The organism is Limnochordia bacterium (genome assembly GCA_023230925.1).
In the GTDB taxonomy this organism is placed as follows: Bacteria; Bacillota; Limnochordia; order DUMW01; family DUMW01; genus JALNWK01.
The window spans coordinates 18887-33162 of record JALNWK010000031.1 but is presented as its reverse complement, the minus strand read 5'-3'; the positions used below and the strand labels follow the sequence as shown (position 1 = coordinate 33162).

Below are 14276 nucleotides of genomic sequence, written 5' to 3'. Positions count from 1 at the left end.
TTATAGGCTTGGTTCAAGGTAATTAGATAGACTGGACTTCTCTTCCGTGAAGGTGGCCTTCTCACACCGTTTTAGTGGCCTTATTTCTCCGTGACAGTGGTCTTTTCAGATCGTAATATACATCTTATTCCCTTTATTCTAGCCGGAGTAGCACCCGATATTATCTATAGTGCGGGTGCATGGGATGATAGTTACATTAACCAAGGGTTCTTCTTGGAACTTTCGCAGTTTGCTGAGGACGAGCCAGGTTTTTTGGAGGACTTCCTCCCAAATGTACTGCGCTATGCAGATGATGGAGGGATCTATAGCCTGCCGTATACGTTGCAGCTTATGGGTGCTTTTCATAACCCGGTTGTTTTTGCGGAAGCTGGACTAGAACCCCCTCAAGCAGGTTGGACCCGGGATGATTTGAGGGTCTATTCCTCAAAAATCTTACGTTATGAGAATGATCGCATTGTGCGTTGGGGAGCAGTACCGTGGACGATTCATCAGTTAAATATGCCACTTCTTTCCCAGACAAACGTAAAACTGATTACCCAGGACTACGAAGTATTGCCGGATCCAGAACCATTGCAGGAGATGCTAAGTTGGGCTGTGGAGATGGCCCAGCGGAATCTGTTGACCTACCGGGCGGAGGTCGGATGGACGGGCACCAACTTTGACTATGCCCACAACACAGGTATTGCCTTTGATGCTAGTTATCGACAGAATCTTTGGAACGAGTTGGAAAGTCCCATGACTGTTATTCCCATGATGAGATGGGATGATTCAACAACACTGAAAAAGGGTAAGCCGGACTATCGTAGCTGGGCGATGATTACAGGACACTCGGACGAAAGACAAAGGGCGGCTTGGGAATTCCTTAAGTTCTTGTTTGAACCAGAGAACGTAGCTGCCTTTAATATCGAGTTGGGGTATCCGCCAAGTACGATTTCCACCGCTTTTTCAGACGATTTCAGAGACTATTCGATGACCCATAACCCGAACATGGTCCTTTGGATCACCCACTACCTCGCGGATGAACCCGTAGAGGAAGACAAGGAACAGACGGGTATGTGGCCGGGTGAAATCGCCACCAACGTATTCCCCATACTGGAGAGTGTACAGAAGAAGGTTCTGCGGGGCGAGATTTCAGTTGTGCAAGCGGTAGAGATGCTGCGGAGCAACTTTACCACAATTGTTAACGATTTCCAGATGAAAGAGTAATGTGCCAGATTCCGGCAGGGCTTCGTCCTGCCGGAACCTAGAAACAAGATAGTCTAGACACAATTAGATAATGAAGAATGGGTGAAGCGCTTTGAGAAAGACAAGTATTGGTGGAGTTGTACCAGCGATGATAACTCCTTTTACTAGGGATCGATCTGTGGATGTCAACGGTGCTCATAAAATCACTGACTACCTTATTGGTGAGGGGGTTGACGGAATTTTCCTGCTGGGTTCTAGTGGTGAGTACCAAGTCCTGTCCAAGGGGCAATGCCAGGATCTGGTATGTGCGGTTGTGGACCACGTAGCTAGTAGGGTACCGGTGTATGTGGGAGCCTCCTCTCCGTCCTTGGAGCAGGCAATAGGTAATGTACGTCGTGTGGCCGAATGGGGTGCCGATGTGGCTGTATTACTACCTCCGTTCTACTATACCTACAACGAGGGAGAATTACTTGAGTATTTCCGGACTATTGCAGGTGAAAGCCCGATTCCTCTAATGTTGTATAATGCGCCTGGCTATACCAGATATTCCTTGAGTATTGATCTGTTAGGTGAAATAAGCCGTATACCGGGCATTCTCGGGATTAAGGATACGGCAATGAACATGGATCGCATGGTTAGGTTAATTCTTGATGACAGGCTTCGTGATTTCAAGGTCTTTCAAGGAAGTGATGAGCTCCTCGGAGCAAGCCTATTAATGGGAGCTGACGGCGGTGTTAACACGATCAGCAACGTATTCCCGGGTATACTGGTGCAAATGAGGCAGGCCGCGTTGGCAAAGGATATTGAGCGGGTTAAGCACTACCAAAAGGCGATCAATAGCTGGGTGGATTTTGTCCGGTCTACGACTCGTGGGGATGCTTCCATTAATACCTTCCTTAGGGTTGTGAAAGTTGCCTGTTCGATTCGAGGTCTGTGTGAACCATATCTGGCGCAACTCGATCCGGGACCAACCCAAGAGGAAGTTCAGTCAATCAAGGATGTTCTTGAGAGTGTTGATTGTTATGTAAGTCAGGCTATATGAATTTGAGGGTTGGACTACATCCTGATGCTGCAGGATGTGTTCTAGCCGAAAAGTCTGTTATACGATATCATTATAGTTGGAGCCACTGTCCTGTGGCTAGCAAAGCCCGATCAGGATTACATAAGGGGGCGGGATGATCGTTGTTAGAAACATTTGCTGTGGAAAAGCGTCCGTTATATGAGCAAGTAGCGGAGCAATTACGAAAATTTATTATCCATCAAAACCTGCAACCCGGGGATAGGCTGCCATCCGAAGAGGATCTTGCTTCGATCTTCGGCGTGGGACGTTCATCTGTGCGTGAGGCGGTAAAGAGTCTCTCTGTCCTAGGTATTGTAGATGCCCGTAGAAGAGAAGGCACAATTGTTAAGAACGTGGATCCGACACAATTTATCGAGAACATCGCCTATGGTTTATATTTTAGCCCTGAAGGGCTTCAGGAATTACATCATCTTCGATCTATTATGGAGCTTGGCTTAATACAATACATTGGTAGTAACGAAAGCTTACGGGCAAGAACAGTGAAGCAACTGAAAAAGAACCTCGATGAAATGGAGACTATAATAGACGATGACCACGAATTTGGGGTTGTGGATCTCAAGTTTCATGAGACCTTTTTCCGTTGCGTTAATAGCGAAGTGATCGAGATGTTTGCATCGGTGGTTAACGACTTCTTCGTGCATAGTCAAAGCCTCTATGGATTAAGCTATGCAGGTAATAAGCAAACCAGGATTCTGAATGAACATCGCCGGATTACCGAGGCCTTAGAAAAAGGAGACCTTTTGGAGGCAACACAGGCGTTGACAACCCACTTCTCATGGTTTAACAAGGAATTAGTCAAGGAGTATGCTCAATCGGAAAACAACAAGGACTGTTGTTGATCGGGCTTGCTATAGTTTGGTAGGGGTCACCGCATGATTTGTTACCATAGATGAGAAAGCTCCCACGAGAAGGGAGCAATGTAACCCTTATTCCGTTGAATAAGCTAAAGGCCTTTGGGTCTAACCCGGGTATCACAGACCAAATGGGTTGATCTGAAAACGCCATCAAGGAAGTGTTTCCTGAAACACGACACATATACTGTCTGCTATATGCTGAGCGCTTCGCCCAGCCAGGCGGTATATAGGTTAAAGGCTATAGTGCGGTTGGCCCTATGCTTTTATAGATGGGTGATACAGCACAGTGCAAGGACTTAATAACGAAAAACGACCGCAACTTCGCCCCTGCATACCCTCTAATTACTGGTATCTATGCAGAAGAGAAACTCGGGTATGGTGCGATCATTAACGCGAAACGAAGAACGTGGGGGAAGGTCTCGACTCTTTAGCTGCCATTCCCTAAGGTTTTCGATTGCTAAACACAGATGGGGCCAAAGATTACTCATGGCTTTACTGGACACCTCTAGATCGAAAGATTGGCTTTATCCCATAGGTGCAATCCCACCGGAAAAGCTGATGATCTAGAGGATGTGACTATTGAGAGGATACTCGTTATCGGTGTGGTTCCGGTTTGTTGGATCTTATAGAGGAATACTGGGAATCCTATGATGGATGAGCATGAAGCTGTCGAGAGATACCAGCGCAGGCTATGCACATTTCTATATACAGGCACAATTGAGATGTGTAACCTTGTGTCTGCAACAGAGCACGAAGACTAGGAAAGGCCATTAGGAGTATACAGGGTACTTCCTGATGATTGATTACGTGGGACAAGTCAATATTGCACAATATCTGACGCAGAGTGTGATCATCCTGCTGAAGTAATAATCATTGAGCCCTATCATGACTACCTGTCTATGTATTCCCCATTCTATACAGAAGAATAGGAGAACATTTCTATCCAAATTATGGTACAATTGGGTAGCAACTTTACGATGAGAGCTTGGTAAAGGTGACTGTTAATTGAAGTTAAGAGTGCGCGGATTGACTCCCCGAAAACGGTTATATTGCGTTGATATAATTGAAGCGGGTCCGCTAGCCTAGCCCAGTCCAGGAAGAAGGTTACTTCTGGCCCAGACTGCCACGCAGCGACACAGGAGGGTTACGAGAAGAAACTTGATGCTAGTCTCAGGTTTGCCTAAACACAGTTTTCTCTTGCCTTAGCCTGATTCTTCTGGGGCATGATGTTGTTTGTTTGGATGATAGTACCAATTAGGGTGCAGGGTCTAGAGTATTGTTATACGCCTTTGTATATAGCTTGTATCTGAGGGTGGGTACTCCAGTTAGGTCGATGTGTGATAGAATTTTTGTAAGGATCTATCATGGTGCTTGGCTGTTGAACCGACAGTCCAACCTCGTTGTTGTGATCTCAATGACAGGTTTACGGGGTGGGTTCTTTTTTCTTGTATACTGACCAGAAGTATTTTCATGTCGCTTTCTGCACATTTTAACATTTCCAGTAACAATATAGCCTTCTATGTTCTTTGGCTTACATCAGCGTTGCAGGGACCGGGAACTTGTTTTATTCCTGCTAGATTTGCATAACATGGGTTAAGTTTTCGATGAATTGGTGATATAATCACAAGAGGAAATAGTTAGACACACTTCCAGAAAGGAGGATGACCATGGATAATAAGGTCATCGGTATCATATGCCTCGCGTTGGCATTAATTGCCTTTATCGTGGCGTACGACCGGTACAAGGTCAACGCGGGTAATGTCGAACTTATGAATAAGCTTAACCAGGGCATGTCACATTTTGGAGTAGATACTAAGTTGAAGCCTGCAGTACCTACCATTACCAAGGTCCTGGTTGTCGTTGGTGTTTTGCTTACAGCAGGTGGTGGTTATCTGATATATCAAAGTAAGCATTAATGGTTGCTAGCGGGATGTGCTTTGTGCACAGCCCGCATGTTAAATACATCTTGCTGGGAAAACAGTACCGGATACCTAGTTGTGTTCCTTGCGCCAAAGTCGTTCGATTAGGTACTTACCTGGCTGCCAGAATCGGCTTTCGGGAAAGACTACGGTTTGGGGTTCCTCTTTATACAGATCATTGAACATGGCAACCGCTTTATTGCTCGATGTCTCAATAATACAACCACTTATCCCACCGAAGAAGCGGTCTGGTGGTTTGTGTGCGAGTTTTGAATTAATATTATCCGCCGCGACCCACGCCTGGAAATGGGCATAGGCTCCTGTTTTTGGCAGATCAATCCCCGACGGAGGGGTAATACGCGTTACATCACCAATTCCATAGACGTTGGAATATTTGGTCTCTAACGTAAAAGGATCGACATTCATCCATCCGTACTCATCTGTCAGGCCTGTGTCCCTGACAAAATCCGGTGGTCGATGTGTTGGTATATAGATCAAAAGATCATAGCTGACATCACTATTTGTGAATCGTACAGTCTTACGCTGGGGGTCAACCCCGAGATAGTGCTGGTCCGTAAACAAAAAGACTCCTCGTTCCTCCAACAGCTGAATGAGGGCTTGTCCTAGTTTGGGGCCAGCCTGTTCAAAGGGGGTAGTCTCGGGTGTATAAACACAGAGTTCCACATGGAGAAGGCCTCGCTTGTGGAACCATTCCGCTAGCAAGAGAGCCATTTCGTACAGTGCCGGGGGACACTTAAAAGGTCTTGATGTGGCCATCAGTATGATCCTTCCACTGGTCATCCTGTGAAGTTGCTCCCGTATGGCTACGGCTCCCTCAATGCTATACAGGTTGTGGCCTGTTTCCATCAGGTTCTCATCTTCGTTGCCTGATGTGTCCACACCGGGGGCGAGGATCAAATAGTCGTAGTGCATAGGACTACTCTCATTGTAGTAAATGGTATTACGTTCAACATCAATGTCTGTCACCCGGGAGACAATAACCTCTATGCCATCGGTATGAAGACGACCTACGGGTAACCCCGTATCCCTGAGCTTTCTCCTGCCTGTGATCAACCAAAGAAAGGTTGGTTGAAAGTAGACCACATCATCCTGTTCAATGATGGTTAGTCGGTGAGTATCATCGAGTCTGTTGCGCAGGGCCTGAGCGGCAGCAGCTCCGGCCGCTCCTGCTCCCACGATCACTATATGGGCCATGGAAACCACCTCTGGGCTTATCCTAACTCCCACTTCCTTAGTCTATACCTTCACCATATGGGTAAAAGTCTTCCAGTGCCTTACATCATGCATTCTTAGGACAAGCCGATGGAAATGACACATTCTGAAATTCCTATTGCTTTAGGTCTGGAAGTCTGATAACATAAAACCATAAGTTGACAACCGAATACTTTTCAGGGTGCTTTCTTAACGAAGCTTAAAAGGGAAAGAGGTTAGAATCCTCTACAGCCCCCGCTACTGTATGCAGGGATGAAATCCTTCAGAACCACTGGCAAGATGCTGGGAAGGGAAGGAAAGTAAGATGAACTGTAAGTCAGGAGACCTGCCTTGGAAAGGGACAACTAGTACTTCGGAGGGAAGTATGTAGTTAGTGATTTTGCTGATCATTAACAGGCACATGACTACCCTCATGTGTCTTTTTTTGTTCCAAGGGTTGCTTGGACAACCCTCCAAACCTTTCCTAGAAAGCTATTTCGAAGGATAAATGGGATTGTTCCAAAGGTTACGAAAGGAGGATACAAGTTGGCTAAACGCATGATGATTCAAGGAACTGCTTCCTCTGTGGGTAAAAGTCTTCTGGTCACCGCTCTGTGTCGCATTTTTTACCAGGAGGGTTACCGGGTTGCTCCCTTCAAATCCCAGAACATGGCGTCAAATACCTTTGTGACGAAAGCGGGCCAGGAAATCGCCAGATCCCAAGCAGTTCAAGCTGCAGCCTGCGGCATGGAGCCAACGTATCAGATTAACCCGATTGTACTTAAACCTACTGGTCCAAAGCAAAGTCAGTTGATCATCAACGGTGAAGTGGTCGGTTTCATGAGTGCGCAGGACTATCATGAACAGAAGCCTGCCTTAAGAAAAGTGGTCAAAGAGGCCTACGACCAATTGAGCAAAGATTACGATGTGATTGTCATTGAAGGTGCGGGTAGCCCTGCGGAGATCAACCTACGGGAGCATGATTTGGTCAATATGGGGCTGGCAGAACTGGTGGATGCGCCAGTGATTCTCGTCGGCGATATCAGCTTAGGTGGGGTCTTTGCCGCCCTGTACGGCACATTGATGCTACTAAGCCCCGGGGAGCAAGCTCGAATTAAGGGCTTTATCATCAACAAGTTTATTGGAGACCCGCTTCTTTTACAACCAGGTATTGACCTGATCCAAGAGCGCATGGCGAAACCCTGTTTAGGCGTATTACCCTATCTAGAAGCGAAAGATTTGGACTATGACCGATTGGCTGATGCCATCAGGGGCAACATCGATCTAGACAAAATGAAACAAATCATGGGGTTATAACAATGGATCAGCGCCTCCTGCTTTCTTTGGCTGTGGCCTTGGATTACCTATTGGGTGATCCTTTGTGGTGGCCCCATCCAGTCTGTGCCATCGGTTGGGTAATCAGTACCTACGAGGGTTTGATCAGATGTTCTAGACTTTCTTTGAAGGTGGGAGGCTATGTTCTTGCGGGGCTGACGATGCTTACTGTCCTGATGATCTTGACGTTCCTGCTCTGGTTGGCAAGACTGGTTCATCCAGTAGTTCAAAGGTTGCTTGTAGTCTATTTCCTCTACAGCTCCCTGGCCGCAAAGTCCTTGAGGGTTGCGGCAATGAAGGTGTATCGGGCCTTGCATGAAGGGGATCTTGAGGGGGCACGGTACCAACTTTCCCATATTGTGGGTCGGGATACCCAAAAGCTAGATCGCCAGGGGATCATTAAAGCCGCGGTGGAGACGGTGGCGGAGAACACCATTGATGGAGTCTTGGCCCCCCTTTTTTTCATTGGCCTGGGGATCATGTTTCAGGTACCGGTGCAACTTGTCTATCTATACAAGACGATCAATACCCTAGACTCCATGGTGGGGTATGTGCATGAGCCTTACCGGGAGATTGGCTATGCCTCTGCCAAACTAGATGATCTGGTAAATCTCATTCCAGCCCGGGTGGGTAGCCTGCTCATGTTAATCGCAGGTGCACTGCTTGGGGGAGATCTGAAGGCAGGATGGCGGATTTGGCACAGGGACCACAGAAAACACAAGAGCCCCAACAGCGGTCATCCCGAAGCAGTTGTAGCAGGATTGCTACAGATTCAGTTGGGAGGAAGCAATACCTATTTTGGACAGGTGGTGCACAAACCCACCATTGGGGATTTCACCAGAACCCCAGATGAAGAAGATATCAGGAAGGCAATTCGGATCACCTATGGTGCCCAGGTGCTCGGTACTTTGTGTTTTCTGGTGTTGTTGTAGGAGGGAAAGTATGAATAAACATGGCGGCTATTATGGGGATGACTGAGTATGAACGGGCCTTTCGCTTGGCCCGGACAGAGGTTTACCATCATGTGCTTCAGGCGGCAGACAACTTTCAAGTCGATCTGGCACGACTTCACAAACAGATCCGGCAGGTGAAACCCGATGTGATTGTACTTTGCAACCCCAATAATCCCACCGGGTCATATCTTTCACCCAGCGGGCTTGCAGCCATCTTTCAAAAGGCTAGTGGGTGTCATTTCTTCATAGATGAGTCCTTCGTGGACTTTGGAGGCGTAGGGATGCCTTGGGGGCTGATCAAGGAATATCCAGTGTTTGTCCTACGGTCGATGACCAAGTTTTATGCCATGCCAGGGATTCGAATAGGATACGGGGTAGCAAATTCAAAGATAATCGCCCAGATGAGAGTCTACAAGGAACCTTGGACAGTAAACCAACTGGCTCTAAAGGCCTTGGCCTGTGTGGTTGATGATGAGGAGTATCTCAAAACAACTAAGGAATGGTTCCGTACAGAAAAGGATTATCTGTATCGCCGGCTGATGGCTATTCGTAGTATTCAGGTGTTTCCCAGTCACTGCAACTTTCATCTAATTAAGTACCAAAACGCAGCAACTGCAGTTCTGCAAAGCAGGCTACTACAGGCAGGGATATACATCAGAACCTGTGAGGACTTTGTGGGACTTGGTGGAGAGTTTTACAGAATGGCGGTGAAAACCAGGGAGGATAACCAGCGGTTACTAGCAGCTTTAACGCAGATTTGAAGGACAAGAACCATTGTAAGGGAGAATCCAAGATGAATCGAAAGTTACTTATTCCATTGATTATGCTCTTAGTCTTTTCCACTGTTGCCTTTGGGGCGGAACAGTTAGTTAGTATAGACGGACGGGAATACCTCTTCGATGTAAAGTTCATAGAAAAGGTCCCCTTTGTTAATGCGGAACACTTTAAGGAATTAGGTCTTACTGTCAAGCGGGCGGATGAGGCGGTGATTTTGGCAAATGCTGAGGTCGAGATTCGCTTTGTATTAGAGTCTAATCAGGTGCAGGTAAATGATCTTGCCCTTACCTTAGCGGAAAGGGCCTTTACCCAGGAGGAAAAGACCTACGTACCCCTTAGCTTTGTGCTGGAGACCATCAACTACCAAGTAAGCTTCGACGGTACTCACATAACCGCTTTAAGTAACCCAGAGGTAGTCTATCCGTTAAAGACCCAGGAAGGGTACGTGATCGGGGAGGATGTGAAAAGTGTTATCTCCCTGGCACCGGGGGTTACGGAGAAGCTCTTTGCTCTTGGAGTAGGAGATCGGATTAAGGGTAGAACCACCTACTGCAATTATCCCGCAGAGGTGGGGAACATTCCGCTGGTGGGTACTTTGGATGAACCGGATCTGGAGCTTATGTTGAGCTTAGAGCCCGATGCGGTGATCGCGGAGACCCATTTCAAAGAGGAGATCCTCAAGCAACTGAAGGCAGCGGGAATTATGACTATTGCCCGCAAATCGCCGGAGGATGTCTCTGGTATTTACAGTTACATGTTGGATCTAGGTATGTTGTTTAACAAGAACTACGAGGCCCGGGCTTTGGTGGCCAGCATGAAGTCGAAGGCAGCGAGAACCGAATATATTTTGCAGGACATACCGTTAGAGGATCGACCCACTGCTTACTATGTGGTGGGAACGGGTCAGTGGGGTGAGTACACGGCAGGACGTGATACCTTTATCTCTAGGTTAATTGCCCTTGCGGGTGCTGTAAACGTGGCTGATGATGTGGAAGGTTGGTCCTACAGCTTAGAACGATTGATCGAACATGACCCCGACTATATCTTTGGTAATGATTTCAATTTGGATACCATGTTAGCAAATGACAACTACCGGGTGCTATCCGCCCTAACAGGCAAAAACTACCTAGTAATTGATCAAGACGTGATTGAAAGGGCCGCACCAAGGGCACTCGATGAGGGACTGCGGGTGCTTGTTGGACTATTTCATCCGGATCGGGTAGATAGACTCGGCTTCTGACGGTGATATCGATGTCTTATGTGACAAAAAGAAGCGTATACCACACTTATTTGCTGATGCTGTGTATCGCCTTGGCAGGGTTGATGCTTGCTGCTGCCGGAGTGGGTACGGTGAAGATCCCAGTGCGGGATGTAGCAAGGATTATGGGTAGTTGGTTGCTCTCAAAGGATTGCCCTGAAATCAAGGGCAGCCATATTTTCATTGTCCTAAATGTCCGCCTGCCAAGGATCCTTCTCTCGGCAATTGTGGGTGCAGCATTGGCCCTTGGAGGTACCTGTTTGCAAGGGGTGTTTGGTAATCCCATGGCTGATCCTTATGTGATGGGTTCTTCCACGGGAGCAGCCTTTGGGGCTACCCTGGGTATTGTCTTAGGATTAAATCAGGGACTATTAGGCCTTGGCACCACGTCTGTTTTTGCCTTCTGTGGCGCCCTAGGTACCACGGCTTTGGTCTATAAATTGGCAGTCACAGGCGACCGAGTGTCTACGACCTCCATTTTGCTAGCAGGGATCGTGGTCAGTTCAATTTTATCCTCTGCCATCTCCCTGTTGATGCTGTTTAATCACCAACAGCTGGCCCGGGTAGTCACCTGGACCATGGGAAGCTTCAACGGCGCTAACTGGCAACAGGTTTGGGTGGTACTGGTGCCAATGGTCATTGGCACAGGGATTCTTTTGAGCCAAGCTAGGGAGCTAAATGCACTGGTGATGGGGGAGGAGGATGCCCAAAGCTTGGGGGTACCCGTGGAGAGGGTGAAAAAGATCGTTTTGATCGCGGCTTCCTTTTTAGCGGCTTGTGCCGTATCGGTCAGTGGGATCATTGGTTTTGTGGGTCTTATTGTACCCCACCTGTGTCGTTTGATCTTTGGTGCTGATCATCGCATGTTACTACCTACCACAGCGGTGGGCGGTGGGATTTTCCTATTACTTTGTGACACCTTAGCTAGAACAGCCATCAAAGGGGTAGAGATCCCTGTGGGGGTTGTTACCTCGCTCTTTGGTGGACCCTTTTTTCTTTACCTGCTAAGGCGAACGAAATAGGGGTGAGGCAGTGGGATATGTTGATGTGTGTGACCTTAGTTTTGACTATGGGCAAGAGCAAGTCCTCTATGATCTGAACTTTCGTATCAATCGGGGGATGATGGTGGGTGTCCTAGGGCCTAACGGTTGTGGCAAGACCACCCTGCTAAAGAACCTGTGTCGTTTGCTAAAACCCCGACGGGGTAAGGTTCTCCTCGAAGGTAATGATCTTGGTGCCATGGCTCACAGGGATTTGGCTAAACAGATGGGAGTGGTCTCCCAGGGGGTCTTTGGGGCATTTGACTTTTCGGTGTATGATGTGGTCCTCATGGGTAGATACGCCTACCAAAGTTCCTTTAGGGGTGAATCTACCACGGATCTAAAGATAGCCAGGCGCGCCATGGAACACACCCAAACCTGGCATCTGCGGGAGAAAAACATCACCCAGATCAGTGGGGGAGAGAGACAACGGGTGATTATTGCCCGGGCCCTAGCCCAAGAGCCGCAGATTTTACTTTTGGATGAGCCCATCTCCCAATTGGATATCAAGCACCAGATTAATATCTTAGATCTGTGTAGGGAGCTTAACCGTACCCAAAAGATTACTGTGGTGATGACCCTCCACGATTTGAATTTGGCTGGTCGCTATGCGGATCGGATCATGCTGCTGGACCAGGGTCGGATTGTGGCTTGGGATGTGCCGGAGAAAGTACTCACCAGGCAAAATATTAGTCGGGTGTATGGCGTTGAGGTCAAACTGCTCTACGGTGAGGGACCCGTCCCCTATATTGTGCCCGAAACAGTACAGGAGGGATATCCGTGGGAAGCATAACATTGGTGACAGGAGGGGCGAGAAGTGGTAAGAGCACCTTCGCTGAGCAATTGGCAAGCAGGAGGGAGGGGACAGTGCTCTACATTGCCACAAGCGTAGCTACAGATGAGGAAATGAGGTCCCGGATCCAAGCTCACCAACAGGCAAGACCGAAGACTTGGCAGACGGTAGAGATGTACCGGGGGTTTGAGCTGCTCCTAGGAAACGATGACTTTCACCAGGCAGGGACCTTGCTTTTAGATTGTGTGACCATTATGGTATCTAACTTGCTTCTTGAATCAAAACTAGATTTCGAGCGGTGTTCCATGGCAGAACTAGGCCCAGTGGAGGACATGGTCAGGGGGGAAGTGGGCGCGCTTGTGGAACTGGTACGAAACCAACATAAGGATCTGATCCTAGTAACCAATGAACTGGGCATGGGGTTGGTGCCTCCGTACCGGTTGGGTCGGATATTTCGGGATGTTGCCGGGCGCGTTAATCAGTACTTGGCCCAGGCAGCCGATGAGGTGTACTTAATCGTATCCGGGTTGCCGGTAAAGTTGAAATGGGGTCAGCAATGAAGGGCTTCCTGTTTATGCTAAGTTTCATGACGCGGTTACCCGTTGGCTCAAGCCATGACTTTAGGGAAGAGGATTTTGTCTGGGGTATACGTTTGATGCCCTTGGTGGGTCTTGTGATCGGATTGATCCTATATCTGGTAGCACAACTTAGGCTAGTCTTCCATCAGGATGTGGCCAGCATCATCCTCTGGGCGGTGTATTTGTGGGTGACCGGGGGTCTTCATTTTGATGGGCTAGGAGATACCATCGATGGGGTTTGTAGCTATCGGTCCAGGGAGCAAATCCTAGAGATCATGAAGGATAGTCGACTTGGGACCTTTGGCGGATTGGGGCTATTGCTTGTGTTAATTAGCAACATCACTTTGACAAAATACTTAGATGCTCGGGTCTTGTTACTTATGCCGGTGGTGGGTCGATGCGCCGGTGTGGTGGCCGCCTCATTAAGCAAGTACGCGCGCACCGAGGGGATGGGCAAGGTCTTTGTTGAGCAAGCCGATGGGAGGACTGTCCTGCTTAACCTAGTGGTGACCAGTTTGTTCTGTTTGATCGCCTATCCCCTAGGATTAGTGGGAATGTGCGGAGCTTTGGCTGCTACCTTACTCATTACGCGCAAGATAAACAAGGTGCTTGGTGGTATGACCGGGGATACGATCGGATTCGTGATTGAGTTTAGTCAGACCTGCTTTCTATTCACCCTGTATTGGAGGATGCTCCCATGAGGTTTATTTTGGTAAGACATGGTCAAACCCAGGCAAACCAAGAGCAAAGGTACCTTGGCTCCACCTGTAGTCCGTATACTTCCCTGGGCCTTAGGCAAAACGCCCATGTGTTAGAGCTTCTAGCCCGAGAGAAGATAGACCGGATCTACGCCAGTCCCCGGCCTCGGGCTCTTGGATTAGCGGAATCAGTAGCTAAGCACTTAGGAAAGGGAATCGAGATCCAGCCAGCCCTAGCAGAGATGGGCTTTGGGGTCTTTGAGGGGAGTACTTATCTAGAGGCCGCAGGGGCCTATCCAAAGGAGTGGCAGTGTTGGACCGAGGATTACATCCATTACCAGATTCCCCAGGGTGAGAGCTTCCTTAGGTTTCACCAGCGGGTCACCGGTTTTTTGGATACTTTAGAGTCCGAGGGCACTTACCTAATAATCTCCCACGGTGGGGTGATCTGTTCTGCCATTACCCACCTTTTGGGCTTGGGGGTGGATGCGCGGTGGCATTTTCAGATCCCCCCGGGATGTTTAGTTGAGTTAGTAAAGGAACGGGAGGCTAACTATATGCGGCGCCTTGTTCCATATGAAGAAGAGTAGTTT

The 14276-nt window shown here is 48.2% G+C and carries 14 protein-coding genes and 1 riboswitch; of the genes, 13 read left to right on the top strand and 1 reads right to left on the bottom strand.

What is annotated here, in order from left to right:
• Positions 1 to 90 precede the first annotated feature (90 nt).
• The 4 genes from M0Q40_08325 to M0Q40_08310 all read left to right on the top strand — a co-directional run bounded on the left by M0Q40_08325 (position 91) and on the right by M0Q40_08310 (position 5036).
• The gene (locus M0Q40_08325; GenBank protein MCK9222614.1) at positions 91 to 1206 is read left to right on the top strand and encodes an extracellular solute-binding protein; all 1116 of its coding nucleotides are present in this window, start codon (positions 91 to 93) and stop codon (positions 1204 to 1206) included.
• A 91-nt stretch (positions 1207 to 1297) separates the two neighbouring features.
• Positions 1298 to 2227, top strand: coding sequence for a dihydrodipicolinate synthase family protein (locus tag M0Q40_08320; protein ID MCK9222613.1), 930 nt, complete (start codon positions 1298 to 1300; stop codon positions 2225 to 2227).
• A 140-nt stretch (positions 2228 to 2367) separates the two neighbouring features.
• Positions 2368 to 3105, top strand: coding sequence for a FadR family transcriptional regulator (locus M0Q40_08315; GenBank protein ID MCK9222612.1), 738 nt, complete (start codon positions 2368 to 2370; stop codon positions 3103 to 3105).
• A gap of 1682 nt (positions 3106 to 4787) precedes the next feature.
• The gene (locus M0Q40_08310; protein ID MCK9222611.1) at positions 4788 to 5036 is read left to right on the top strand and encodes a hypothetical protein; all 249 of its coding nucleotides are present in this window, start codon (positions 4788 to 4790) and stop codon (positions 5034 to 5036) included.
• Between the two features lie 75 nt (positions 5037 to 5111).
• Here the strand turns inward: M0Q40_08310 and M0Q40_08305 are convergent, their stop codons facing one another.
• Entirely contained in the window at positions 5112 to 6254 is a 1143-nt protein-coding gene (locus M0Q40_08305) for an FAD-dependent oxidoreductase (protein MCK9222610.1), read from the bottom strand.
• A 180-nt stretch (positions 6255 to 6434) separates the two neighbouring features.
• Positions 6435 to 6620, top strand: a riboswitch (cobalamin riboswitch).
• Between the two features lie 177 nt (positions 6621 to 6797).
• Between M0Q40_08305 and M0Q40_08300 the strand changes: the two genes are divergently transcribed.
• From M0Q40_08300 to M0Q40_08260, 9 genes are read left to right on the top strand one after another with little or no spacing between them, the layout of a single operon-like run.
• The gene (locus tag M0Q40_08300) at positions 6798 to 7568 is read left to right on the top strand and encodes a cobyric acid synthase (protein MCK9222609.1); all 771 of its coding nucleotides are present in this window, start codon (positions 6798 to 6800) and stop codon (positions 7566 to 7568) included.
• A gap of 2 nt (positions 7569 to 7570) precedes the next feature.
• Positions 7571 to 8518: an adenosylcobinamide-phosphate synthase CbiB gene (gene cbiB, locus M0Q40_08295; protein ID MCK9222608.1), complete on the top strand. Its 948-nt coding sequence runs from the start codon at positions 7571 to 7573 to the stop codon at positions 8516 to 8518.
• 20 nt (positions 8519 to 8538) lie between these two features.
• On the top strand, positions 8539 to 9300 hold the full coding sequence (locus tag M0Q40_08290; GenBank protein MCK9222607.1) for an aminotransferase class I/II-fold pyridoxal phosphate-dependent enzyme: 762 nt from the start codon (positions 8539 to 8541) through the stop codon (positions 9298 to 9300).
• Between the two features lie 32 nt (positions 9301 to 9332).
• Complete coding sequence (locus tag M0Q40_08285) at positions 9333 to 10556, top strand: helical backbone metal receptor (protein MCK9222606.1); 1224 nt, start codon at positions 9333 to 9335, stop codon at positions 10554 to 10556.
• 11 nt (positions 10557 to 10567) lie between these two features.
• On the top strand, positions 10568 to 11596 hold the full coding sequence (locus M0Q40_08280; GenBank protein ID MCK9222605.1) for an iron ABC transporter permease: 1029 nt from the start codon (positions 10568 to 10570) through the stop codon (positions 11594 to 11596).
• Positions 11597 to 11606: 10 nt separating this feature from the next.
• Positions 11607 to 12407, top strand: coding sequence for an ABC transporter ATP-binding protein (locus M0Q40_08275; GenBank protein MCK9222604.1), 801 nt, complete (start codon positions 11607 to 11609; stop codon positions 12405 to 12407).
• Positions 12395 to 12967 (top strand): bifunctional adenosylcobinamide kinase/adenosylcobinamide-phosphate guanylyltransferase, encoded by a 573-nt coding sequence (cobU, locus tag M0Q40_08270; GenBank protein ID MCK9222603.1) that lies wholly within the window; start codon positions 12395 to 12397, stop codon positions 12965 to 12967. The genes M0Q40_08275 and cobU overlap by 13 nt, the downstream gene beginning before the upstream one ends.
• Positions 12964 to 13686, top strand: a complete 723-nt coding sequence (gene cobS, locus M0Q40_08265; protein ID MCK9222602.1) for an adenosylcobinamide-GDP ribazoletransferase — start codon at positions 12964 to 12966, stop codon at positions 13684 to 13686. The genes cobU and cobS overlap by 4 nt, the downstream gene beginning before the upstream one ends.
• Positions 13683 to 14273 (top strand): histidine phosphatase family protein, encoded by a 591-nt coding sequence (locus tag M0Q40_08260; GenBank protein MCK9222601.1) that lies wholly within the window; start codon positions 13683 to 13685, stop codon positions 14271 to 14273. The genes cobS and M0Q40_08260 overlap by 4 nt, the downstream gene beginning before the upstream one ends.
• The last annotated feature ends 3 nt before the right edge of the window (positions 14274 to 14276 follow it).

What these genes read in the sequence shown, in the direction of transcription:
- M0Q40_08260 (MCK9222601.1), top strand. Translation starts at nt 13,683, where the DNA reads ATGAGGTTTATTTTGGTAAGACATGGTCAAACCCAGGCAAACCAAGAG.
- cobS (MCK9222602.1), top strand. Translation starts at nt 12,964, where the DNA reads ATGAAGGGCTTCCTGTTTATGCTAAGTTTCATGACGCGGTTACCCGTT.
- M0Q40_08280 (MCK9222605.1), top strand. Translation starts at nt 10,568, where the DNA reads ATGTCTTATGTGACAAAAAGAAGCGTATACCACACTTATTTGCTGATG.
- M0Q40_08310 (MCK9222611.1), top strand. Translation starts at nt 4,788, where the DNA reads ATGGATAATAAGGTCATCGGTATCATATGCCTCGCGTTGGCATTAATT.
- M0Q40_08305 (MCK9222610.1), bottom strand. Translation starts at nt 6,254, where the DNA reads ATGGCCCATATAGTGATCGTGGGAGCAGGAGCGGCCGGAGCTGCTGCC.
- M0Q40_08285 (MCK9222606.1), top strand. Translation starts at nt 9,333, where the DNA reads ATGAATCGAAAGTTACTTATTCCATTGATTATGCTCTTAGTCTTTTCC.
- M0Q40_08290 (MCK9222607.1), top strand. Translation starts at nt 8,539, where the DNA reads ATGGCGGCTATTATGGGGATGACTGAGTATGAACGGGCCTTTCGCTTG.
- cbiB (MCK9222608.1), top strand. Translation starts at nt 7,571, where the DNA reads ATGGATCAGCGCCTCCTGCTTTCTTTGGCTGTGGCCTTGGATTACCTA.